This is a genomic window from Bacillus sp. SM2101, from assembly GCF_018588585.1.
GTDB classification, from domain to species: Bacteria; Bacillota; Bacilli; order Bacillales; family SM2101; genus Nanhaiella; species Nanhaiella sioensis.
In genome coordinates this window covers 22,942-44,458 of sequence record NZ_JAEUFG010000013.1, presented here as the reverse complement: position 1 = coordinate 44,458, position 21,517 = coordinate 22,942, and the positions used below count along the sequence as shown (strand labels likewise).

General features: G+C 31.6%; 35 protein-coding genes. 14 read left to right on the top strand and 21 right to left on the bottom strand.

Annotated features, from left to right (window positions below; genetic code table 11):
• The first annotated feature begins 333 nt into the window (after positions 1-333).
• The 8 genes from JM172_RS13925 to JM172_RS13895 all read left to right on the top strand — a co-directional run bounded on the left by JM172_RS13925 (position 334) and on the right by JM172_RS13895 (position 3,676).
• Positions 334-531: a hypothetical protein gene (locus JM172_RS13925; RefSeq protein ID WP_214482972.1), complete on the top strand. Its 198-nt coding sequence runs from the start codon at positions 334-336 to the stop codon at positions 529-531.
• A gap of 460 nt (positions 532-991) precedes the next feature.
• Positions 992-1,339, top strand: coding sequence for a DUF4257 domain-containing protein (locus JM172_RS13920; protein ID WP_214482971.1), 348 nt, complete (start codon positions 992-994; stop codon positions 1,337-1,339).
• Positions 1,340-1,455: 116 nt separating this feature from the next.
• The gene (locus tag JM172_RS13915; RefSeq protein WP_214482970.1) at positions 1,456-1,713 is read left to right on the top strand and encodes a hypothetical protein; all 258 of its coding nucleotides are present in this window, start codon (positions 1,456-1,458) and stop codon (positions 1,711-1,713) included.
• Positions 1,714-2,118: 405 nt separating this feature from the next.
• Complete coding sequence (locus JM172_RS13910; protein ID WP_214482969.1) at positions 2,119-2,502, top strand: hypothetical protein; 384 nt, start codon at positions 2,119-2,121, stop codon at positions 2,500-2,502.
• Positions 2,489-2,824, top strand: a complete 336-nt coding sequence (locus JM172_RS13905; RefSeq protein WP_214482968.1) for a hypothetical protein — start codon at positions 2,489-2,491, stop codon at positions 2,822-2,824. The genes JM172_RS13910 and JM172_RS13905 overlap by 14 nt, the downstream gene beginning before the upstream one ends.
• Before the next feature lie 14 nt (positions 2,825-2,838).
• A complete protein-coding gene (locus JM172_RS13900; protein ID WP_214482967.1) occupies positions 2,839-2,976 on the top strand; it encodes a hypothetical protein in 138 nt (45 codons plus the stop codon).
• Positions 2,977-3,206: 230 nt separating this feature from the next.
• A complete protein-coding gene (locus JM172_RS25205) occupies positions 3,207-3,335 on the top strand; it encodes a hypothetical protein (protein ID WP_284730465.1) in 129 nt (42 codons plus the stop codon).
• Complete coding sequence (locus JM172_RS13895) at positions 3,332-3,676, top strand: hypothetical protein (RefSeq protein ID WP_214482966.1); 345 nt, start codon at positions 3,332-3,334, stop codon at positions 3,674-3,676. The genes JM172_RS25205 and JM172_RS13895 overlap by 4 nt, the downstream gene beginning before the upstream one ends.
• A gap of 114 nt (positions 3,677-3,790) precedes the next feature.
• On the opposite strand, the gene JM172_RS13890 is transcribed toward JM172_RS13895, so the two are convergent.
• Positions 3,791-4,069 carry an AbrB/MazE/SpoVT family DNA-binding domain-containing protein gene (locus tag JM172_RS13890; RefSeq protein ID WP_214482965.1) on the bottom strand — a complete coding sequence of 93 codons (279 nt, stop codon included), beginning with the start codon at positions 4,067-4,069 and terminating at the stop codon, positions 3,791-3,793.
• 659 nt (positions 4,070-4,728) lie between these two features.
• Between JM172_RS13890 and JM172_RS13885 the strand changes: the two genes are divergently transcribed.
• The 6 genes from JM172_RS13885 to xerS all read left to right on the top strand — a co-directional run bounded on the left by JM172_RS13885 (position 4,729) and on the right by xerS (position 9,762).
• Complete coding sequence (locus JM172_RS13885) at positions 4,729-5,202, top strand: hypothetical protein (RefSeq protein WP_214482964.1); 474 nt, start codon at positions 4,729-4,731, stop codon at positions 5,200-5,202.
• 207 nt (positions 5,203-5,409) lie between these two features.
• Positions 5,410-5,511, top strand: a complete 102-nt coding sequence (locus JM172_RS24805; protein ID WP_250886671.1) for a putative holin-like toxin — start codon at positions 5,410-5,412, stop codon at positions 5,509-5,511.
• Positions 5,512-5,712: 201 nt separating this feature from the next.
• On the top strand, positions 5,713-6,489 hold the full coding sequence (locus JM172_RS13880; protein ID WP_214482963.1) for a 3'-5' exonuclease: 777 nt from the start codon (positions 5,713-5,715) through the stop codon (positions 6,487-6,489).
• Between the two features lie 197 nt (positions 6,490-6,686).
• Positions 6,687-7,700: an HNH endonuclease gene (locus JM172_RS13875; protein WP_214482962.1), complete on the top strand. Its 1,014-nt coding sequence runs from the start codon at positions 6,687-6,689 to the stop codon at positions 7,698-7,700.
• 471 nt (positions 7,701-8,171) lie between these two features.
• A complete protein-coding gene (locus JM172_RS13865) occupies positions 8,172-8,474 on the top strand; it encodes a DUF3895 domain-containing protein (RefSeq protein WP_214482961.1) in 303 nt (100 codons plus the stop codon).
• Between the two features lie 211 nt (positions 8,475-8,685).
• Positions 8,686-9,762 (top strand): tyrosine recombinase XerS, encoded by a 1,077-nt coding sequence (xerS, locus tag JM172_RS13860; RefSeq protein ID WP_214482960.1) that lies wholly within the window; start codon positions 8,686-8,688, stop codon positions 9,760-9,762.
• 758 nt (positions 9,763-10,520) lie between these two features.
• On the opposite strand, the gene JM172_RS13855 is transcribed toward xerS, so the two are convergent.
• From JM172_RS13855 to JM172_RS13760, 20 genes are all read right to left on the bottom strand, one after another.
• A complete protein-coding gene (locus tag JM172_RS13855) occupies positions 10,521-11,288 on the bottom strand; it encodes a hypothetical protein (protein WP_214482959.1) in 768 nt (255 codons plus the stop codon).
• Positions 11,278-12,156, bottom strand: coding sequence for an ImmA/IrrE family metallo-endopeptidase (locus JM172_RS13850; protein ID WP_214482958.1), 879 nt, complete (start codon positions 12,154-12,156; stop codon positions 11,278-11,280). The genes JM172_RS13855 and JM172_RS13850 overlap by 11 nt, the downstream gene beginning before the upstream one ends.
• Positions 12,149-12,490 (bottom strand): helix-turn-helix transcriptional regulator, encoded by a 342-nt coding sequence (locus tag JM172_RS13845; protein WP_214482957.1) that lies wholly within the window; start codon positions 12,488-12,490, stop codon positions 12,149-12,151. The genes JM172_RS13850 and JM172_RS13845 overlap by 8 nt, the downstream gene beginning before the upstream one ends.
• Positions 12,491-12,838: 348 nt before the next feature.
• A complete protein-coding gene (locus tag JM172_RS13840) occupies positions 12,839-13,462 on the bottom strand; it encodes a hypothetical protein (protein WP_214482956.1) in 624 nt (207 codons plus the stop codon).
• Positions 13,425-13,928 carry a hypothetical protein gene (locus JM172_RS13835; protein WP_214482955.1) on the bottom strand — a complete coding sequence of 168 codons (504 nt, stop codon included), beginning with the start codon at positions 13,926-13,928 and terminating at the stop codon, positions 13,425-13,427. Before JM172_RS13835 ends, JM172_RS13840 begins: the two co-directional genes overlap by 38 nt.
• Before the next feature lie 518 nt (positions 13,929-14,446).
• Positions 14,447-14,866: a hypothetical protein gene (locus tag JM172_RS13830; RefSeq protein WP_214482954.1), complete on the bottom strand. Its 420-nt coding sequence runs from the start codon at positions 14,864-14,866 to the stop codon at positions 14,447-14,449.
• Between the two features lie 114 nt (positions 14,867-14,980).
• On the bottom strand, positions 14,981-15,295 hold the full coding sequence (locus JM172_RS13825; RefSeq protein WP_214482953.1) for a hypothetical protein: 315 nt from the start codon (positions 15,293-15,295) through the stop codon (positions 14,981-14,983).
• Positions 15,296-15,571: 276 nt separating this feature from the next.
• Positions 15,572-15,721 (bottom strand): hypothetical protein, encoded by a 150-nt coding sequence (locus JM172_RS13820; RefSeq protein WP_214482952.1) that lies wholly within the window; start codon positions 15,719-15,721, stop codon positions 15,572-15,574.
• 111 nt (positions 15,722-15,832) lie between these two features.
• A complete protein-coding gene (locus tag JM172_RS13815) occupies positions 15,833-16,021 on the bottom strand; it encodes a hypothetical protein (RefSeq protein WP_214482951.1) in 189 nt (62 codons plus the stop codon).
• Positions 16,014-16,673 (bottom strand): hypothetical protein, encoded by a 660-nt coding sequence (locus JM172_RS13810; RefSeq protein ID WP_214482950.1) that lies wholly within the window; start codon positions 16,671-16,673, stop codon positions 16,014-16,016. Before JM172_RS13810 ends, JM172_RS13815 begins: the two co-directional genes overlap by 8 nt.
• Positions 16,673-17,005 (bottom strand): hypothetical protein, encoded by a 333-nt coding sequence (locus JM172_RS13805; RefSeq protein ID WP_214482949.1) that lies wholly within the window; start codon positions 17,003-17,005, stop codon positions 16,673-16,675. The genes JM172_RS13810 and JM172_RS13805 overlap by 1 nt, the downstream gene beginning before the upstream one ends.
• 83 nt (positions 17,006-17,088) lie before the next feature.
• Positions 17,089-17,280 (bottom strand): hypothetical protein, encoded by a 192-nt coding sequence (locus JM172_RS13800; RefSeq protein WP_214482948.1) that lies wholly within the window; start codon positions 17,278-17,280, stop codon positions 17,089-17,091.
• 121 nt (positions 17,281-17,401) lie between these two features.
• Positions 17,402-17,629: a hypothetical protein gene (locus JM172_RS13795; RefSeq protein ID WP_214482947.1), complete on the bottom strand. Its 228-nt coding sequence runs from the start codon at positions 17,627-17,629 to the stop codon at positions 17,402-17,404.
• Between the two features lie 81 nt (positions 17,630-17,710).
• A complete protein-coding gene (locus JM172_RS13790; protein ID WP_214482946.1) occupies positions 17,711-18,211 on the bottom strand; it encodes a hypothetical protein in 501 nt (166 codons plus the stop codon).
• A 372-nt stretch (positions 18,212-18,583) separates the two neighbouring features.
• Positions 18,584-18,739, bottom strand: a complete 156-nt coding sequence (locus JM172_RS13785) for a hypothetical protein (RefSeq protein ID WP_214482945.1) — start codon at positions 18,737-18,739, stop codon at positions 18,584-18,586.
• Between the two features lie 148 nt (positions 18,740-18,887).
• Complete coding sequence (locus JM172_RS13780) at positions 18,888-19,145, bottom strand: hypothetical protein (protein ID WP_214482944.1); 258 nt, start codon at positions 19,143-19,145, stop codon at positions 18,888-18,890.
• Positions 19,146-19,282: 137 nt separating this feature from the next.
• Positions 19,283-20,377, bottom strand: coding sequence for a phosphoadenosine phosphosulfate reductase domain-containing protein (locus JM172_RS13775; RefSeq protein WP_250886670.1), 1,095 nt, complete (start codon positions 20,375-20,377; stop codon positions 19,283-19,285).
• Between the two features lie 103 nt (positions 20,378-20,480).
• Positions 20,481-20,756 (bottom strand): hypothetical protein, encoded by a 276-nt coding sequence (locus tag JM172_RS13770; RefSeq protein ID WP_214482943.1) that lies wholly within the window; start codon positions 20,754-20,756, stop codon positions 20,481-20,483.
• A gap of 21 nt (positions 20,757-20,777) precedes the next feature.
• A complete protein-coding gene (locus JM172_RS13765) occupies positions 20,778-21,110 on the bottom strand; it encodes a hypothetical protein (RefSeq protein ID WP_214482942.1) in 333 nt (110 codons plus the stop codon).
• A 90-nt stretch (positions 21,111-21,200) separates the two neighbouring features.
• A complete protein-coding gene (locus JM172_RS13760) occupies positions 21,201-21,419 on the bottom strand; it encodes a hypothetical protein (RefSeq protein WP_214482941.1) in 219 nt (72 codons plus the stop codon).
• Positions 21,420-21,517 lie beyond the last annotated feature (98 nt).

Here is a 21,517-nt window from a genome sequence, read left to right as displayed (position 1 = left end):
GTCCTTTTAAGTATACTTTTAGGACACTATTTTAAACTGCTATATTGATAGTTTATTAAATTATTGAACTTAAAGAAAAACAAGAAATGGGATCAACATTACGTTAACCAATTTCCAGAGAAAATTAATTCTTATTATTTTACTTTATCTGGAGATAGTGAAAACTGGGAAGTAAGGAATTATAGATTGCAATACTCCCTGATAAACATAAGACTGGGAGTATACAGAACTAAAATTCAAATCTAAAGATGGGTTGAAAACAAATTTCTATAATTTTAGTGTATATACGGCTATTAGCAAAGAAATAGAGGGCAGTACAGGCAAGCAAATAAAATGATATATTCGCAATCCCAAGGTGGCTTTATACCAAAAATAAACGAGATATTAATAGAAAAATACGAGAGTACATCTCCATTAATATATAAAGGAACTCCAGTAACGATTGCAAATATTGAGAATATATATGCAGAAGTGCTATGGGAAGACGAATCAGGGCAAATAATTAAGGAGAAAATATCATTATATCGATGAAAAAAATAAGTGTCGGAATGAGATAATTTGTGAATAGAAACATTTAAACTATCAGATTTTTTTCTACAATAATGACCTTCAGCAATATGGCCCAATATGGAATAACATAGGTAGTAAATAGTAGTGATAGGTTCAAGTTTCTTGAGATACTTTTAAATAAACTTTGTCTTAACCCACACAAGAATTTATTTTAATTGAAAGAAATATTAGTATTCCTAAATTTTCTACAAATGCTATAATGATACTGTAACACTTTTTTCTTTTTTCTTTCTTTTGCAACCATATATATTGGTTAGCGGTTACCTATTAAACTAAAAGCGGTCTTTGGACTATTCTCAAGAATGAACGGATCTACTATATGTAGGTTCGTTATTCTACTTATGAGACACTTCCAAATGATCGCTTTTTTGTTTGTTTTAAAAAGATATTATTAAAAAGCGATCTAAAAGGGGGTATTTTTATGTTATTAAACTTAGTTATTGCAGTATTTACTGGATGTTTCATGGGAGTTCTAATGCATACGAAAAAACACGGAAAGGTTAAAAAACCTAAAAATACAAAGCTTGCTTATCATCCAGGTGTATTGGAGGAAATGCTTTGGGGAGCGGTCGCAGCTTCATTATTAGTTATCATTTCAGAACCTTCTGATTGGTGGAGAGCTGTATTTTTAGGAATCATTGGTGGTTACGGTGGTGAAGGTGTAGTCCTTCAGTTTGACTATCAGAAAGCAACAAAGAAATTAGAAAATGTTAAGAAAAATCAGGCTCAATTAAATATGGATTTAGAAGATGACGAAAATATCAATTAAACAGAGTGCTAGCTTAATAATTCCATCTCTCTGTTTACATAATATTTTTCTCATGTGTTATAATAAAGTTAACATACAGAACGGACAAGGGATTGAAAAAATAAGGAGTGAGCCTGATGAAATTAAGAGATGTTCTAACAAAAGAAGAACGGCATAAAATTAATGAATATGAGAAACAAATGCTAGACGCAGAGAGAATGAAAGAGATTGACTATTTTCAAACAAAAATTGATACCATACTTGAAGCCGCTAAACAAAGGTATTACGCTAAAAGAGAACAATCTAGAAGCCAAGATGAACTTTCTATAGCCCAAGATATTGTTTTTCATATACCTAGTGCTTCAGTTTCTAGAACTAAACAAGTACACAGCTAGATACTACTGTACATTTAAGTGGTCCTTATTACATTAGAAAACAATTTTCACTTATTGTCTACGAAGAGCTGTAAATTAATTTTGTGTCGAATTATGTAGGAACATTGGATTCATTTTTTATTTTCAGCAGAAATGTATTTTGTAGCTGTGGAGCAAGAAAAAAGGCGGATATTATTGCAATAGGATCCATATGTAATTAAAGTAAGTAACGTTTGATAATGAAAAAAAATTCTATTTTTCAAGAAAAAAAAAGCGTTTATGATGTTAAATTGTATGATACAGAATTAGAAGAATATGAAATATGTGTTCACGACTAATAAAGTTGTTTAATTATGGAAGTTCAAAATCCGTTCACTTATAATTAAAATAAGTGAACGGATATTTTTTTATTTTGGAGGAGAGATTTTGAATACTATCGATTATAAGTTTTTCTTGAATTTTACAGACTATGATTCTATTACCAAAAGGAGGAAAGCAGCACTTCAAACATATCAAACAACAAATGAAGATTTAATTCGATGTGCTTATACTGTTGGACTTTCAGCAAATTTAGTTAAATTACTACCTAACGAAATGAAACTTCATAGAGGTGCGATAATAGATGCTTATTTAGATTTTACAAATACTAAAGTACGGCTCAAAAAAGCGATTTTAAGATTTCTAGACCAAAGCGAGAAAACTTCTATAATGTATAGTTTAGGTATGATATTCGCTCAATCTTATATTCAAAGTAACTATAAGGTTAGGCATTTAATGTATTTAAAATCAGATTGTGTTGACTATTTCTAAAGGACGAACACCAGATTTATGGGGTGTAGATTTATCAACTAGAAACTCCTATTTAGTAGAGGCAAAAGGGACTTCTAATTATTCTTATTTTTTTGATAAAGGTATCTTAAGAGATGCAATAGACCAATTAAAATCAATATCACTTGTAGATTTTAATGTAGGATCAAGAAGTAGAATTTTCTGGGGAACTGATTTAAAGAAAATTGCAATAGGAAGTCACCCAAATAAAGTAGAAGAGGTAACTCAGCAAGTTATTGACCCTACAGAAGGTGAAGATAAAAAAGTAAAAATTTACGGTAGTGATTTAATAAAGGAATATTAAAACCTCTATATGATATGTTGAGGTCTGAAGACATTGAAGATTCTATCTATGACCAAGTTAACAATATTTTGGATGATTATGACTTGGAGGAAGGTTTAGAAGTTAATAGTTATATAGGTTTAGATGGAATCTATGTTAAATCATACGATTAATTTAGGAATGATTTCATGCAAAACTGAAGCAAAGTCTCTCGGTACATCAAGGAAGGGTATGGTTTTTCTATAGAGAATAACTATATTAACATTAATCCTTTTGAGCGTTTGTTTGAATAGAGAGGCTTCTCAATCAGATGAAGTCATGAATTATTTATTTCAGCCCCAAGTGACAGGAGAAATAGAAAATTGAGAACGAGGATTTACATTTGCTATAACGGACACGTATGGTGACGAAGGATAATTCATCAGGTGGGCCAAGCAGATACTGCAATTATCAACGAGACCATATGATTATCGGAGCTCAAATTAATCAAGTAGTAAATGCCATTACGAATTATGGAGAGTGTTGGACGTGATTAAAGATAAAGAGATGGAATTTCGAAAGGCTTTCAACTTTTTGAAGAGATCAGCAAAGTCTCCGTTAACTTCTAGTTATACAAGAGGGTATACTGCAGGCAATGCACAAAGAGAGCCATCACAAAAAATTTATGATTATATTTTGGAGCTAGAAAAAGATGCTTCTATTAGTTTTGAAGAGAAGATAAGTAAATTAGATATTTTTTTACAAAAAGCAGAGGAAGAACAAAGAAAAAAGCCACTCATGGGAACCCCTATGAATAGAGACTTTAGAAGTTATATTAAAGTGACAATTAGTAATATAGAAAAGGGAGAACCTGTACAAACAAGGAGAGTGTGACCCTGAGTATAATAACCCTATTGGTTCGATAAGTAATCCACCCTTAAGCTGGTGGATTACTTTTTACCTTCCAACAAGAAAACCAAATCTTTGCAGTTAGTTATAGTGTTTAGATTAGTCATTAAAGTGCTTTTTTATATAGTCAAGTTTGCGTTGTTCATAAGTCATTTCTCTTTCTTTTTGAGGATTAACCCTTCTGTTTTTTGGTTTCAATGAGCCAAAATAATCGCTTGGTTGTATCTTTTTTTCAACCTCTATAGTCCATAATGAAGGTGTAGAATCCGTAGATCTTATTACTAACCTATCGCCTTCTTCTAAATTCAAGTTATTTCTAGCTTCTATAGGGATAGTAACTTGTCCTTCTTGTGTTAGTTTTCCAGTTCTAAATTTCATGAAATATATCATCCTTACAGTAAAAACATCATTTTTATCCAGAGATAATTAATACTAGCTTCTTCAATAAGTGTACATTATATACAAACTTTAGAAAGTTAATAATTTTAAGATTACTTAAAACCAAGAGTGTGCCTTTTAAACAAAGAAGTACAGTTTATCAGAAAGGTGTACTGTTTTAAAAGTTATACCGTTCTATTCAATTTCGATTTTTCATCTGAGGAAGATACTCATGAAGATGATGGAGATATGATTGGAATAGTAAATCTAACACAGTACAAAAAGAAACGATCAAAGAAGGCACCGACTGAAAATCAATTAGTTTTTTATCTATTTTAAACTACCAGGGGCTGCCCATATGTTGTTTGGAAGCCCCTTTTTATTTTTATCTATTAACTATTTGAGCAAAAGAAAAATCGCTGATGAACTTTACGATAACCCACTTATAATTTCTTTGTTATCATTCAACAGACAGAAATCACATTTTATTTATTGTTTAATTTTAACACTATATATAAAATATAGAGTAATAATTTAAATAATTGCAATAAATTCATCTTATATAATGGAGGTTGAACAAGTACTCAATGTTAACTTACTCAGAGCTCAATTATTAATACGAAGGATTCAATATTAAATAAAAGATTGGGTGATATGATATGTTGGAAACTCCGCTAGGTCATATAAAATTGTTTGTTAATGAAAACGAAGTTGACTTCACACCTATTAAATTGGAAAAAATGGATCTGTTGGCCCCTGATGTGAATGGAAGGTACTTAATTCAATATAACTATAAAACTGAATATAAAAATCAAACAATCAAATGCTGTCTACCTTCTTTAAACATAAAAGGAGATATTCAGAGTGGTGAGAGGCTTGAATCGATTGCTTTTTATAAAAATGATATAAAGCTCACAATTGGAGCAGAAGGTGAATTTGTTGATGATCCTTACCATGATCCTTACTTTGATTTTACGGGAGAATATCTATCTAATGGAATAGAATATCAAACTACTAAAATAACTAAGGACAAGGTTTTTGAATTTGGGATCTGTTGGATTCAGCCATGTACTGAAGAAAATGATGATCAAACATGGTGTGGTGCTGATCCTAATATCATGCCAGGTGTATAACGCTGTAGAGTGAGTGAATCACGGAATTCTTGGTCCATATACGCACAAAACGAAATATGCTAGTTCTTGTAGAAAAAGGTTATTATATATCATTAAACAAAGGAACAAAAGTTCTTTTTTGCGGAAAATTGTGCTATAATTGAGAAAGATAGTTTGTTTCTATAAGGGCGGTCGGCTAACCCCATGATAGAAAGGGGGTGACGCCACATGACTGTATACGAGGCACTAATGGTAGCACTGGGATTCTCTTCTTTGATAGTCGCACTTGTTGCATTGTTCGTGCATATGCAGTCTATGAATAAAAAATAGACCTCCCTTACTCACGGGGCGAGGTCTATTTCTCTGAATTAAGCCGATCCCTAAAGGAACGTCTATCTGAGGCCGGAGATGCTGGAACATCTTCGGTCTTTTTAACATACTCTTTTTCTATACCAATCATACCATATTTTTTCAATTGTAACAAATGTGCTATAGCAATTATTAAAGGAAATATAGGCTAGGAGGGGTTTCTTGCATTATATTGTAATCGATTTAGAATACACTGGAGGTAACAAAAGAAAAAATATACAAAATGAAATCATTCAGTTTGGTGCAGTAAAATCAAGCACTCCAAGTAACTTAGCGCGTGTTAAGTTTTTCTCTAAACATGTCAAACCCAATGCTTACATACCTAAACGAATAAGTGAGCTTACTGGTATCTCCAATAAAACAATCAAAAGTGCCCCGTCCCTAGGACAAGTACTATATGGTTTTAGAAATTGGAACTTCAGTAAAGACTTTATAATGGTTAGCTGGGGGGAGAATGACCTACGAATATTAATAGAAAATTGTTATACATATGCGATTCATGTGAAAGGACTAAAGGGACATTTAAATATTCAAGAGGTCGTTATGGATGTGTTGCAGCTAACTCACGCACCAAGCTTAACAAAAGCAATTGAACTTCTAGGACTAACGTTTGTTAAAGAACAACACAATGCACTTAATGATGCTTATAATACATATATATTAATGTCACACTTATCACAAATCGTTGATGTGAAAAAATATATTGACCACAAACCTATTTTAAATCCTCTCATTAAAAAGAACAAAAACGGTTCTTACGTACTCTCTAAATTTGGAAAAAAAGTAATTGATAATATGATGATCTCAGTTAAATATAGTGGATATGATGAATTTTTTGAATCTGATAGTTTTTTTCAGTTGCAAAAGAAAACGAGAATTGATACAAGAACTGTAAAAGTCATACGCAAATACATTTCTTCATTTGTGAACCAAGCTTAAATTTATTTAGATTAGTAGGATGTTAAACTATAAAAAAAACGTAGATGTTTAAGCATCGCCGGTCTTTTATACTTAAAACAAAACATAATATATTATCTCAGTTCTAAGATGCTATAGATGAATCTCCTAAGGAGATAATGAAATAAAAAAATGCATTAATTATTCCTTTAGGAGCAAATGGAGAGGTGTGAATTACAATGGAAAAAAGATCAGATTGGCTTAAAGAGATAATTACTGTCTTTAAAGAATTAGGAGGGCAAGCTACTCTAATAGATATATATAGTTTAGTAGAGGAAAGGAACCAGATAGATATTTCGATTTATACTGATTGGAAAGCACAGATACGAAAACATATTTATCTTAACTCCAGTGATACTGAGGTTTTTAAAGGTTCCGCTGGAGATGAAAATGATCTTTTCTACTCTATTAAAGGTAAAGGAAAAGGTTATTGGGGAATAAGAAACTATGTTTCTGTTGGCACAGATAAAACGGAAAAAACCAAAAGAAACCCAAAGTGGAAACGAGATGAACTCATTCTAGCATTGAGCTGTTATTTTAAGAATAGCCCCATCCACATTAGTAACAAACATGAAGATGTTATAAAGCTAAGCCAAATTTTAAATGGCCTTCCAATACATGAGAGGAGACCAAATAAGGGTACATTTAGAAATCCTCAAGGTGTATATATGAAAATGTGTAATTTCCTTAGATTTGATCCTGATTATAAAGGTAAGGGGCTAGAAAGAGGTTCAAAATTAGAGGAAGAAATATGGAATGAGTTTTATAATGATAAAGACAAACTTCATGATATAGCTCAAAGTATTATATCTGGTATTACATATGAAAAAGAAGTAGTTTCTAAACCTATTAATATTGATGAAGAGGAAGAATTTCCAGAGGGAAAAGTATTATATAGGGTACATAAACAACGTGAACGAAATAGCAACGTGGTAAAAAAGAAAAAACAAATCGCATTAGAAAACAATGAACTAAAATGTGAGATATGTGAGTTTGATTTTTATAAAACATACGGTAAATTAGGCCATGGATTTATAGAATGTCATCATACTATTCCAGTTTCTAATTATAAGGAAGATTCAAAAACAAAATTAAATGATTTAATTTTAGTTTGTTCAAACTGTCACCGTATGTTACATAGAAAAAGACCGTGGCTGAACAAGGTACAATTAAAAAGTATATTGAATAGTTAAAGGACGATCTAATTGTGTTTTAACTTGGCTAAATAAACTCTATTAAAAATATGGAGGTTACAAATAACATGACAACAGATATTGAATGTTTAGAAGAGCTCTTAATGCGTTTTTAAGGATAAAGGCGCGTATAAATTACTAAAAACCCCTTTATATTAAGGAAAAACTTGATCTAGTATCGTTTGGAACTGAAGTTTCAGTTGTACATTGTTCCGTGTTAAAGAATCGTGTTGTCTATTCAGATTTCTCAGATTCATCGTTTCAACACTTTTTCGTTGGTAGGCAACTAAGTCCTCTTTGTAATAGATAACACAACATTTAAAAAAAGGAATAGTTTTATATGAAACCTATATCTTTGCGTGAAATGCTAATTTAATGTATAGATGGACAACAGAATATATGTTTGGTATAATATAACCATACAAGAGATTAAATTCAAGTTGAACATTATAAACATTAGGAAGTGAGTGTATGAGTCAAATAACGTTTGATGATCTTTTTTCTTCAAAACAAGAAAATGTGAAAAATGAACCTTCTCCAAATACTCCATTATACCTTGAAATTCTTGATCTATTGGAATCAGGTTATACAAGTACAATAGAAATTTGTGAGTTTTTAATTGAAAGTGGTAAAGTATCTAAAGACCGTTATACAACTAATAAACCTAAAGTATATGTGGAAGTCTGCTCAATTTTAGATAATATGGTAAAACAAGAAAAAGTTAGTTTTATAGAAGATAATCAAAAGAAAGATAGAATTTATCAACTCAAATAAATGATACAAAGGTCAGATTGTAAGGAAAACTTAATGGCAAAAATAATAGCTTTTAAATGATTTAGCGTATAGAATACTACTTCTTTATTTTTGAATATAACTATTCGTTAAAATTGTATTTCACGCATAGATTCGACAAAAATCGACAATGGTTATATAGGCCTTTGTTAAAAATAAAATGCCCTATTAGCCTATTAAATGAGGTGACATCTTGGCAAAACGTGAACGACTTACACGTCAACAGCGATTACATAAAAATAATGTAGAAGAAAAATTAAAATCCTTCCCACGTTACATTGAAGAATATAAAGATGATATGTTTTCAGGAAACGTTTCTCCCTCTACTCTGTTGGGGTATTTACATGACTTTGAAAAGTTCTTTTTATGGTTAATAGTTGAGGGTATATCTGATGCTAAAAATATTAAGGACATCCCCCTTTCAACTTTAGAAAAACTTAAATTATCCGAAGCAAATGGATTTTTTACACATCTAAAGGATCTTGAATTGCAAGATGAAACAATAAATCGTAAGAAGAGCTCGTTAAAGTCATTGTTTAAATTTCTTACTGAACGTACAGAAGACGATGAAGGTGAATGCTATTTCTATCGTAACGTCATGGCTAAAGTAAAGATGACAAAGAAAACTGAAACATTGGATGCACGTGCTAAGCGAATTAGTGAGAAAATACTCCACGGAGAAGAAATTATAGACTTTATTAATTTTGTAGCTGATGAATATGCGACTACGATAGCTGGGCAAAAACAAAAGACAGTGTATTATAAACGTGACCGTGAACGAGACGTAGCTATCATTGCCCTCTTGCTTGCATCTGGTTTGCGTGTGTCTGAACTTGCCAACCTATCTGTACCATCGGTCAATCTAAAAATGAGAAAATTATCCGTTCTCCGGAAAGGCAGCAAGGAATCTACTGTTCCTTTTAGAAAATTTGCTGTTCCTTTCCTAGAGGATTATAAACAGATTCGCGAAACACGCTACAAGGCTCCAGAAAGCGAAAAGTACTTTTTCCTCACAATCTATCAAGGAGCTGCCCAACCGTTATCTGTAAGAGCAATTCAACAGCTAATAATGAAATATACTGAAGCTTATAGAGATGAAAAGCTATCACCTCATAAAATGCGTCATACATTTGCTACAGAGTATGCACAGAAAAACTCGGTATATGATTTGATGCGTCAGCTTGGTCATAGCTCTACTGAAACGTCCACCTTATATATAAATTCAACTGACGAACAAGCAATACGTGCAATTGATAGTTTGGATGAATAAGTTTCACTGTTAACTTGTGAACAATAATTATTGTCTACAAACTTAGCTTTCAAGTTGGCTTAACTCGGTCCTAATCTGATATGCTCCCTTTTAGGTAGTTATTAAAAAAAATAAAAATCTGGATACTTATGGGGGAGTATTTATATAGGAGACGAGAATAAGCCAAATCCGATTTGAGGATAAGTACATCGTTATTCAGGAACTTCAGCAGAACGAGAATTTAAACATTAATCTCCTTTGTGAAATCGTTGGGATTGCACGATTAAATCAATTCGTGACCTTTATGATGGATCAATTATAAGCTATGATCTAGAACATTCAAATAATAATCGACATGTCTTTAAGACACCTGACCAAGCTATAGTTCAATTAGCTAGGGAACAGTCACTTATCTATAGTGACCGTGGGGGTTCCAGTACACCTCTAAAAAAATTGATGCGGTGGAGATGACACAAAGCGTCACGAGTTGGTCTGTTTATTGATATAGGGACTTATGGGATCTTCTGGGGAATACTGAAATGTGAGAAATATTATTTACATAAATATAAGACATTTAAGGATCTTTCTTTTGCGATAGATAAGTATAACTATTTTCTAATAAGTAAAAATACGAATAACGATTAAACGGCCTTAGCCTATGGAAAAACTAAAGCCGCTTAAAACCTATTTGTTATTTCCACTTTCTAATTTAGAGTGTGCAGTACAACCATAAGGCGGGTTGAAAATAGTTTGAAAATCAAGAATACATTTTGAGCGATTTAATATACTTCAGAATTAATTGATATATCCGGAAAATCTTGACATCCTTGTACAATTTCCCCGTATAATAACTCCATGCCTTCTTTGAATTTATCCCAAGAAGGGTTAACCCCCTTATCAGAATTAGTAGTATAATAGAGGTATTTATAAAAACTTCTAATCGCCTTTTTTGCCTTAGCATTAGGATTACATTTAAATAAATAATATAACACTTCAAATGTTCTTATCGCATTAACCTCTTCTAAGTTTGTTTCCCATTCATCTGCTTTTTCAATTAACTTTAAAGCGTTTGAATCATGGGAACAAAAATACAAATACCCCTTTGTTGCAATATGTGCTAAGGATTTTACTTCCCCTCGATCATCTTTATTGTTTTTTTCAGGCTCGTAGTTTGTAAATTTAGAAATTCGAGCTTCAATTGAAGAACGTGTAATTTCCTCCTGGGGATTAAAATCCTGATCCTTGAGAAGGAATGGTTGCTGATAAGTAGATATTTGTGTATCTATGTACCTCTTAGATTCGGAGGAGACAGTCACTTCATCATAAACCGCTTCATGAATAGCAATATGAGGGAATGTTAGAAATAATGGATTTACCCAATACTTTTTAAAAAATTCGAATGGAATAGACTTCATTTGTCTCGAAGTAGATGAACGATCAAAAGGTATGAAGAAGTTAGCGTCAACAGGCAGAATCTGATTAAAATCATTTATTAAAGAAACCAACGACGGATTAACAGAAGACAAGTCTACGACATTAAGCTTCATGTTCTTCCATTCCCTCAAACAACTCCGCTAACTCTTTTAAGTCTTCTTGGTCTACTGTTTCTTCTAATTCAAAATCAGATAAACTCTTGCCGAATAACGATAGATCACCCGATAATTCTTCTAGTGTAATCATATTTTCTTCTAGAAATCCAATCATCATATCAAGATTTTCTCCATCTACTCCCATATTCTTAGTACGTTTGTTTAAGTTCTCAAAAATTACTTTATTCTGACTTAACCCAACCTTGTAATATGTGCTATCCTCATTTCTTGGCTTCTCTTGTTTTAATTTATCAAATTGTTCCACAGTGATGGCATCTTCTTCAAACAAACGCCTAACAATCGCAGTGTAAGGTAAGCGATAATCACAGTGAAGTAATGCTATAAAACGAAGTAACCCTAAATATGTGGAATCATATAAGTTTCTCTCTCCACAGGTTTTATTCCCAATTTCTTGAAGAAGCGTTTCAGTTGGGAGCAAGAATTCAGCAGCAAAACGATTTGCTTTTAACTCAACCAGCTGTGAACGTTCGTCATCCATGTGACAAACACTTAAAGTTGTATCTGTCCAATGGTGATATAGCTCATGAGCTATAGAAAATATTTGTCTATCATATGTTTGGAATGTATTTAATCCAATAAATACAATCTCTTTTGTGCTTTCTTTAGACTTAAGGTATAACGCTGAAAAGCTATTCGATGAATTTGAAGAGTTGATGATAGGAAGAAAGACCATTTTAATGTTTAATTTTCTGGCCAACTTAAAAATGTTATCTCCGATGGGACCCATTCCGACACTTAATTGGCCCCTTTTCTCTACTACAAGAGACTTAATTTGAAAAACATCATGTGTTACTAACTTAACCATTAAAAACTCCCTTTAATCTCTCGTACTTTCTTAGACATAACATCATTGAGATCATTTTTTCAAATCCTTCTTTTTCTTCCTCGGTTTTTGCTTCCCCCATCATAGCAACAAAAACACTTTGTTCTTTTTCTTCTAAAATGTCGGAAAAATTAATATCCAAAACCTCTAATAAAATGTTTAACTGAGGAACTGAAGGGATATGCTTCCCGCTTTCAATTCTCCCAATTACTTGTCGATTAATCCCTGTAAGATTTGCAATATTTTCCTGAGTTCTTTCACCTCGATGTACTTGCACCATCTCAGCTAAACGAGTTACAGAAATCTGCTGTTTCATTATATCTACCTCCCTTTAATACATATTATATCAAATTCTGATCATTTTTTGTTAATATGATATAAAATATATCATTGTTAAGGATAACGTGGCAAGTTAATTATACTTATATCTACTGTTAACTTTCCCATAAGCATTGTTACTTTGTTTTGATAAATGAAAAGAAAGGTATAAAAATTTACGAAAGGAAGTTAAAAAATAAAGTAAGAATTAATCAAGTTTTACAAATGAAAATAAGCTCCGTTTATCACTAGGAGCAATTTAAATTTTTTAGGTATTCTTATTAGTAGTATATATTTAAGTTGATCATGTTTTCTTATAGCCTTAACCATTAGGTTTAATTATTACTCAAATTAAACGCTTTTCTTGGTAATACTCATAAGCTCTTACTATTTGTTGAATTGTTTTTGGATTATTTCCTTTTGCTTTTAATTCAGTCATGTAATCCATATATAATACGGCAATTAATTCTTCGGTACTCAAGTCAAAATCATCAATTATTTGAGACAAATCATGAAGAAACACTTCACAACGATATATTTCTGATGTTTTTACTCTAAGTTTAATATGGGCCATCTTAGCTCTTTTTCTTTTGTCAGTTCCCACGACTTCAAGACTCCAGGAAGTTTCATCTTGTTTTACCAATTCTTCAGCTGGGAAAGGATCTTCTCTATACGCATACTTGTCCCTTTTTAATAACAAATTAGTGCCTAGTTTCTTTAGATCACAGCCCTTTCTAACTGTTTGTAAAAATTGAAGCAACACCATAGCAATGAGATTGCCAATATCAAGATCAGCATCATCTTCTAACATCTTAATATCTGATATAAATACTTCTCCCCTCAGGTAATCATAGTAGGGAATCTGTATTTCGATATAATCATAGTTCGGTTTTAAGATCTTCCAGAAGCCTGTTAATTCAGTACCATTAATTTTACTTTTTAGCAGCTCTAATTTGCTGTAGGATTTCATAGTATGCCTCCGTTCTTTCGATCTCCTTTAAGGCAGAAACAACCATCATATAAACACATTTTCGAGACGATAAATTATGTTCATCGGCAATACCGTATAACCCTCCTATTTCTTTATACCGATATTCAGGTAATTGAGTATGCATGTATTGAAGTGAATCTGAGTATGGCAAGTCCCAATCAACTATGTCCAAATGATCTAGGGCATAACTCAATAATAAGGTATTGTATTTGGTCTGTTTAATTTTATCTCTAAATTCTGGAAAGAGTGTTAAACACCGTTTTCTAGAAGTCTTGAACTGTCTTTGTAATTCTGAAGATACTGGGAACTTTACATTATGTCCTTTATCAGATCTAATTTTTCTCTTGGTTGATGGTTGTGTGGGAGACATTTTATTTTGAGGATTTGAGTTAGTCTTAGAGTGATTATCAATTTCTTGAAATATAGGGGTAAGTTCGTTAAACATTCTTACGACCTCTCTTCTATATTATCTCATGGTTACTTTTCCAGTTTTCCTAATTAATAGATACATATGTGAGGGGGTAAGAGGTTAGTACAATAATGATGAGTATTTAGTTTAAAATGATGTGGAGTTGGCTACAATGATTAAAAAAGCAGTTTTATAGATAATGGTACAATAAAGGAGGAGAAAAAAATGAGTAAGAAAAAAAGTAGCTTCGCTAAACAATCAAAGAAGGCAAAGAAAAAACTGGGGTTAAAAGTTGTCAGTGTCAAAGTCAAATAGACAACGGAACCCAGTTCTTAACTATTTATTATTTGTAGACTACTTCCCTTATTAGAAGTCCCAGCTCCAGAAAATTTTAATATCCAGATAATCCTTGTCTTTTATATTTTGTAGATTTAACAACACAATATTGTTGTTAACCTTTGTAGATCGGAGTCCTGGGACTGGTCCATGTAGTTATGGTTTTAATCCTATAGTATATTGAGGATTATTATTAGATTCAACTAGTTTTATAATAACTAATCTACTGTTAACTTACTTATACCATTTTGGATTTTGTTATTGATTTCTTCGCTTAAATCACTTTCAAACACATAAAAGAATAACATGTTTTTCACTTCATACACCTTATAAGATACAGTATTGCTATCTTCAGTTTTTTTTCGAAAATCTTCCAAACCTTTTTCACGTTCTTCTGTAGAACTAAATACATAAATTAAAAATGTTTTCCCATCTATATTGTATGAAGAGGGTAATGTTCCATGTAGCTTCATTCCAAAAATATTATTACTACTTATATCAATTTCTCTAAGTGATAATTGCTCTTCTTCAAGTGCAGACAACACTTCTTGTAATGTCATAATGGAGGTATCAGAGGTTTCTTGACATCCAGTAAAAAACAGCACAATTGTCACAAATAAAATGGAGATTTTTTTCATTTTATCCCTCTTTTTAATCCATATTTCTTACCTACATTACCTTTTTATTTTTTTCTTATGTACTCTTTCGTATTTTCTATTGTTTTATCATTGTTCTATGGAATATATAAAATATTAGATATTTATAATTCTGTACTCCAAGTATGCACCGCCATGAAAAAGTTGCTTCATGCATTTTTCAACTACAATAACCATTTCCGATATAAGTGCTTCATCACCTTCATCTGCTTTTAATACAAAGACATCATAATCAATAATGATTAATGCAGCTGGAGAATCAAGCAAGAACATTAACACTTTTTCATTTTTACGGTTGATTCCTGCAGTATACAGTATTTCTAAATTAGCTCTTTGAGAAACTTGAAAAACGATCTTATTAATCCAACTATTCATGAATTGCTTATCTAAATCTAGGTTTTTGCTATCCAAGTTGTACTCATTCCCCCTACCTAATAAAGATCTAGATATAATAAAAATTATAAAAGACAGATAATGTAGGTATTATTCTATTAACTACCCCCTATCAAAAAAAACTGCTAAAACGTATGAAATTCGGATTATGTTTCAACCCTTTTCATACAATTTAGCAGGGGATTCCTGGTGTTTTTTATACTACAGTAATTATAGCATGATTATAAATCTTTTTAAGAAAAAAATAGAAATACAGGAAAAATGAACCTATATATCTATATATACATAAATTAATTATGTATTTTTTTTATTAGAATTGTTTATTATGTCCATAGCTTCTGCTCTTTTTTGTTGAAGTTCCTCTAAAACTTCTTCACTTGATTTTAATTTCACTCTCCGGGGTCTTTTAGAAATAGGAATTATTTTTTTATCGTTATTTTTCACAAAACCTCTCCCCTAAAACTAATCTATATTTAGATTTTATACCTAAAAGGAAAAGGTTATTCAACAAATAAGAGATTCTGCGAAGTATTTCACAGAATCTCTTATTTTATCTTATGCTCTTTTAGCTAGAACATCATTTAAAGTATTTAGAGTTTTTCTAAATTCTATTACATCTTCAGAAAGACTTCTTTCGTTATTATTATTCGGGTATTTACTCATAACAGAATTATATTTTTCACGGGCATTTTTAGCATTTTGGAGTATTTCTTCTGAAGTAATTAGTTTAACTTTTTTAGCCATGAGTTCTCTCCCCTTTCTCAAATTCCGAAGTTCTACAATGCCATTGACAAACTAATGCATAAAGAACTCTTAATACATCCTTTGAGTATATTATATCATGATATTCGGTTTGATTCTCATGAAAATGAAAACTATATACATATATAGTATTATCCTCCATTTTAAATCTTTTTGCGAAAACTTTTCTCCCATGGGATTCATCTTCCCAAAAATCTTCATCATCATCTTTCATTGCATAAATAACTGCCCAGTCCTCTTCTCGTTTTTTCAATTTATTTAGATCGATCTCATCTGGGGTTCGTGTCAAACCATGACTTGCTCGTAAAATGAGCTTGTCCTCTTTTAACTCAAAAAGAGAATAGTCGATACCTAGCATTAGATCATCTTTATTAAATTGATTTGAGGAAATTCTTATTAAAGATTTTACAACGTGATTAATCATTTTGGTTTGATTCTTGTATGCAATCTCTATAGTTTGCATGCTGTTATTTAGTTCTTTTGAACCCTCTCTTAAAGCAGCTATTTCTTTATCTTTTTCTGCAATGTTGTTGAATAGAGAATCCACCTGTGTGGATGAATTCTTTGTTAAATCAACTAAATAATCATATAGCGTGCTAAATTTAAAAGGAGCTGCACTGATATAAGGAATCATTAAGTTAGTAAAAATACAATCCAGTAAAATAGATTGTTTGAAAACGAAATTTCTTTTACGACAAATATATCTAGAATTGATAGAACAATTCCAGAGTTAATCATTAATGATGATGACATCACTTTAGTTAGTAATGAAGAAGCGTCGTCTTTAGATAATAATGGCTTATAGTTGAATAATGCTCTGAGAAAAGGCAATACCAACCAAGTCCATGTGATACTAGGATTATTAATATTAGCCTTTCTTACGATTCCGAGCAACTTGTCGTAATCATCTTTTATAGAATCTAAAGATGACATTAGAAAAGTGTAATCCTTAGTTTTGTTGGTCATTTAGATTCCCTCCTTATTTGAGAGTAATTATGGTCCTTCTATAAGAGCAAGCGAATGGTTAAAACCCATTCGCCCTCTACTGTTTAATTGGTATCTTTCTCTTGTCTACAATTACATAAGATATTTTGAACATGCTTATACATGATGTCTAAATGTTCTTCTTCAATCTCCGCTATACCATTTTTTTCAATGCACAGAAAAGAATGTAGTATTGCTGCTTCTAGTTGTTTAGCTTGTTCCATTATGTTGTTTAGCTTCTTTTGCAAATTATCCATTGAATTTAACCTCCACTAGGTAAATACATAAGAAAAAGACTAATCACAATGTAATAGATTAGTCTTTTTCTGTATTCCTATTTGAAATATATAATTAAAACACAAACCCTTTATCATTATATTAGGTAGTTGCATTCTCCCAATCATGTAGTAATATACCTACAACTCGCTGATTGTGTCGGTAAATTCTATCAAGAACATCCCACACTCCTTCACGCGATGCCTCTTTACACCAAAGCACCAGCTCATTCGTTATACGATCAACAACTTCTGAGGTTTGTCTAGTTCTATTCATATTACCGCAAGGTTCACCATAAGATACTGTATATTTCACTTTAACATTACACATATTAATTCCTCCAAATATCCATAATTTAGAATCGCAATTGATCCAATTCATAATATTATTAATAAATCTACCCTGATAAGTTCATCCAACACGGTTGAGTACAGAAAGATCTCTATTTAACTCACCTATTTTAGCTGTTACACATTCATTATTAAGAAAGCTTATGATATTGATTCTTTCTTCATATTCCCCTGTGTAACAAAGCTGGATGAACTGAATACATTCTTCGAAATTTTTAAATTCTGTTGCATTTCCCTTTTTGTAATCAAAAACATGTACATCAAGGTGCTTTTTTCCATCCCATAAATAAGGGTAAAAGCTAGCAAATACAGATGTAGTGTTTAAAGATTCATCCATATACTTGTAGTGATAAGAGCCATTGACAACACCTACAGAAATTCCATATCTTTGAAGTAGTTTTTTGTTGTACTCCATTTCATAGCCGAGTGGTGAAAAAATGAGTACTCCATTCAAATATAAGTCTGCTTCGTAATTACTAGCAGTCTTGATTGCTGTTAATAAATCATCTGTTTGTAATGAGCATAACCCTTCAAATGATCTAGCAATTCTAAATTGACTCATAATAATTGTCCTCCTAAAAATTGATTTTTAGTTTTAACCATCATCAAAAAATTGGGATTTCTTTTTAAACAAAATAAAAAAGCAGCCATACGAGGATTAGTAGGCACACTTATAGTGTGATTCAACTAAGCCTCATAGGCTGCTTTATTTATAGATTGTTAAAATAACCCGCATATCATCGAGTGATAGCTAATACAAAATAAAAATAAAAAAACTATATTATTATTATCTAATTATTTGAGATTTAAGACAATAGTCTGTTCGGACTATCAGCAGGTTAATTATTTTATAGGATTTAAATAAAGTTTGTTATTTTATTGATATTCAAGTACAAAACACCCTCTCAAATGAGAGGGTGTTATTAAAATTACTTTAAAGTAATGGTAACATCAACAAAGTAACCACAATTACGATTAAGCTAAAGCCCATCGATGTATACGCTGCTATTTCTTTTCTCGCTATGAGATTTTTAATGGATGATATTAATAGAAATGCCCCTACAATTAATAATATTATTATAAGTCCCATTGTTACCTTCCTCTCTTGTTTTCCATTTCGTTGATTAACAATCTAGATTTGTAATGAATGTGAGTTGTAAAACTAGATAAAGGTCAAAATAATAGTCTGTTCGGACCAAAGATTTTTTTTAGTTCTTCATAGATAAATGATTTATAGATTAAAACATGCTTAATTGTCCTGATTTATTGAATGGTAATGATGGTTCCAATGATTCATTACCTTCTTTTTTATTATTACTAGAATCTATCATCTTGTGGTTTCTCTGATAACAAAAACAACCTTCAGCAACTTCTGGATCAATATTGTTAACGATATAAAAGCATTCATTCTCTCCTAAATTACAAAATTGCCAGCGTCCACATGCTGAAAAATTTTTAGAAAAGCCTATTTTTGTATATAAGCTATTATTGTTCATTTATCTTCTGCCTCCGTAACATGAGCAAATTCAATAGATATTGTATTATCTTGATAATTAATATGACGCTACTTTATTAAATAGCCACTTTTAAAGTAGTTGTATAATTCACCCTTCAAATTATTAAACAAAACCACCTATAATGGTCCTCCTTCGGCCCCTCCATTAAAAGCGCCTGCAGGAAGCTCGAATTTTTCTGTAATTAAGTCCTCTGGTTTAAAGGCTCTTGAAAAAGCCATTTGAACCCACTTACTTACCCTTTTATCTTTGGGTAGGCGTTTCAAAGAACCCATATCTGCTTTTTGTTCTAGCGGTATCCTATTAGTATCGATTGTGAAATTTAGTTCTTTCTCTAGTCTGACAAAATGATTAAATCGTTCAGGAGCAATCTCTCTACAAATAGCCCATAAATCTGCTGTTGAAAAAATACATCCGAAGCATGATGTCCTGTTGTAACCTAATAAGTATGGAGGTGCTGGGAGAAATCTTCTCTTTTCATAATATGACCAAATTTCTTCTTCTGAAAAATCAATCACAGGCCTCCAAGTATGACAAATTCGACTCATTGTATTTGATGGGTGGACTTCACACTCGTTGTATTTAGCCCTATTTGCAGACTCTGCACGTCTTTCTCCGCTACAAACAAGGATTTTCTTTGGGTTGTCAATGGTTCCTTTATATCGTGGATCATTATTAAGCACACGTCTTGCTACATCGATTTTTACGTATGCTGAACAATAGCGAATTCTCAGATCAGCACTTGCAGCTGGCCACTTTAATCTAGTAGATTTCTTTCCTCTAGTAGTTTTTAACCGTTTCACTTCTGAACCATTATCATAGAATACATCACCAGATAATGAATTTTTTCTCATCATCTCACCATATATTCCACTTTCTCTCCATTGGTAAAATGTTTGAATACCATAAAGCTTGCCTACACTGTCGATATAGCTTTCTATACATGGCCAATCAAAGAGCTCAACTTTATCCTCAAACCTTCCATCTACTACCTGATGCCACAATTCTATCTTTTCTTTTGGTACACCTAACTCTAGTAGTTTCCATAAGACTACCATTGAATCTTTTCCTGCACTTAATTGAACAATTACATGGTCGTACTCATTAAGTGGTAATAGCTCAATCTGATTACTTTGTCGTTTGAGTAAATCCCTTTCTGTTTCTATAGTTACCTCTGGGACATCAAAATTAATACCTAATTGTTCTGTTTTCAATAAAGCTCCCCCTCTTTTATTAGAAAATAAAAAGAGCAACAGCCTAATGCTAGTCGCCCTAAAATCCCATGTAAATGTTAATTAAATAAGTTAATTGAATATATTATTGGTGTAATTGGTCTTTGCGACATATTCCTCTTTCTGAGTTAAGGACATAACCAAATGCCAAATGTTCTAAAAAATGATTAACATCTCCGTTCTTAAAGTCAATTTTTTTTAGCATATAGGCAATAGCTCTTTGTTCATGTTCAGAACAATTTCTAATTAGTTCAATAACTTCTTCGTTATCTATAAAATGCACTGCTTTATCAGTTTTGATTTCAAACATTTTATAAGGTATTACCTTTTCATTAAAGAAGTTCTGAATATATTTGCTCATAATGATCCCCCTTATTGATTATTAGACGATAAATAGCGAATACTCATCGACTTCATTTTCCATTGGTTTAAAGACACATTTGTTTGCTTTAACCTTAATGACTTTGTTGTAGGCTGTGGTGACTAACAAGTATTGATGTCTTTCACTTCCAATACTATAAATTCGATTAGTCACTTTCCCAGTTATACTCTTGTTATTATGAGAGAATGTAGCTTGAAGCTGCACAACCTTCACGTCATCACAAGCAGTGTTTTCCATTAAGTAATTTGCTTGATTAATAGCACTTTTGAGATTCAAGATTTGTACAACTTGAAACTCTTCTGTTAAATTTCCGTCTATCATTAAACCGTACATAATATCCCCTCCAAAAGTTTTTAGAAATAAAAAAGCGACCTGGAACTCATTAGTTCCAGAATCGCTTTACATCCATGCAATATATATTTATTAGTAAGCTATAGAAACAGATGTTTCATTTTGAGTACTGTTCATTTCTTCTTCTGCGACATATCGCATTTGAACCTTGTTATAGATTGAATAGATTTCTTCTGCAATCCCATTTACTTCTGCTTTATTAGGAGCTTTTCTCATTGCTTCTTTTAACGCTTCAATTTCTTGTAATTCTTGTGGTGTTAATACGTCTTTGAGTCTTACCTCTGTAGACATGTTTTCCACCTTCTTTCATTCGTTTAATTACTAGTATCCTTATTGTACCATGTTTTTCTTTAATTTAATATGTATTGACAACTCTTAACTAGACTAGA

Coding starts and splice junctions, on each gene's coding strand:
- JM172_RS13900 (WP_214482967.1), top strand. CDS start 2,839: ATGTTGAGGTCTGAAGACATTGAAGATTCTATCTATGACCAAGTTAAC.
- JM172_RS13805 (WP_214482949.1), bottom strand. CDS start 17,005: ATGACCAACAAAACTAAGGATTACACTTTTCTAATGTCATCTTTAGAT.
- JM172_RS13840 (WP_214482956.1), bottom strand. CDS start 13,462: ATGAAATCCTACAGCAAATTAGAGCTGCTAAAAAGTAAAATTAATGGT.
- JM172_RS13875 (WP_214482962.1), top strand. CDS start 6,687: ATGGAAAAAAGATCAGATTGGCTTAAAGAGATAATTACTGTCTTTAAA.
- JM172_RS13915 (WP_214482970.1), top strand. CDS start 1,456: ATGAAATTAAGAGATGTTCTAACAAAAGAAGAACGGCATAAAATTAAT.
- JM172_RS13815 (WP_214482951.1), bottom strand. CDS start 16,021: ATGGCTAAAAAAGTTAAACTAATTACTTCAGAAGAAATACTCCAAAAT.
- JM172_RS13830 (WP_214482954.1), bottom strand. CDS start 14,866: ATGAAAAAAATCTCCATTTTATTTGTGACAATTGTGCTGTTTTTTACT.
- JM172_RS13845 (WP_214482957.1), bottom strand. CDS start 12,490: ATGAAACAGCAGATTTCTGTAACTCGTTTAGCTGAGATGGTGCAAGTA.
- JM172_RS13925 (WP_214482972.1), top strand. CDS start 334: ATGATATATTCGCAATCCCAAGGTGGCTTTATACCAAAAATAAACGAG.
- JM172_RS13835 (WP_214482955.1), bottom strand. CDS start 13,928: ATGTTTAACGAACTTACCCCTATATTTCAAGAAATTGATAATCACTCT.
- JM172_RS13785 (WP_214482945.1), bottom strand. CDS start 18,739: ATGGGACTTATAATAATATTATTAATTGTAGGGGCATTTCTATTAATA.
- JM172_RS13855 (WP_214482959.1), bottom strand. CDS start 11,288: ATGAAGCTTAATGTCGTAGACTTGTCTTCTGTTAATCCGTCGTTGGTT.
- JM172_RS13890 (WP_214482965.1), bottom strand. CDS start 4,069: ATGAAATTTAGAACTGGAAAACTAACACAAGAAGGACAAGTTACTATC.
- JM172_RS13865 (WP_214482961.1), top strand. CDS start 8,172: ATGAGTCAAATAACGTTTGATGATCTTTTTTCTTCAAAACAAGAAAAT.
- JM172_RS13800 (WP_214482948.1), bottom strand. CDS start 17,280: ATGGATAATTTGCAAAAGAAGCTAAACAACATAATGGAACAAGCTAAA.
- JM172_RS13885 (WP_214482964.1), top strand. CDS start 4,729: ATGTTGGAAACTCCGCTAGGTCATATAAAATTGTTTGTTAATGAAAAC.
- JM172_RS13850 (WP_214482958.1), bottom strand. CDS start 12,156: ATGGTTAAGTTAGTAACACATGATGTTTTTCAAATTAAGTCTCTTGTA.
- JM172_RS13810 (WP_214482950.1), bottom strand. CDS start 16,673: ATGATTCCTTATATCAGTGCAGCTCCTTTTAAATTTAGCACGCTATAT.
- JM172_RS13790 (WP_214482946.1), bottom strand. CDS start 18,211: ATGAGTCAATTTAGAATTGCTAGATCATTTGAAGGGTTATGCTCATTA.
- JM172_RS24805 (WP_250886671.1), top strand. CDS start 5,410: ATGACTGTATACGAGGCACTAATGGTAGCACTGGGATTCTCTTCTTTG.
- JM172_RS13770 (WP_214482943.1), bottom strand. CDS start 20,756: ATGAGCAAATATATTCAGAACTTCTTTAATGAAAAGGTAATACCTTAT.
- JM172_RS13920 (WP_214482971.1), top strand. CDS start 992: ATGTTATTAAACTTAGTTATTGCAGTATTTACTGGATGTTTCATGGGA.
- JM172_RS13795 (WP_214482947.1), bottom strand. CDS start 17,629: ATGTGTAATGTTAAAGTGAAATATACAGTATCTTATGGTGAACCTTGC.
- JM172_RS13760 (WP_214482941.1), bottom strand. CDS start 21,419: ATGTCTACAGAGGTAAGACTCAAAGACGTATTAACACCACAAGAATTA.
- JM172_RS13780 (WP_214482944.1), bottom strand. CDS start 19,145: ATGAACAATAATAGCTTATATACAAAAATAGGCTTTTCTAAAAATTTT.
- JM172_RS13765 (WP_214482942.1), bottom strand. CDS start 21,110: ATGTACGGTTTAATGATAGACGGAAATTTAACAGAAGAGTTTCAAGTT.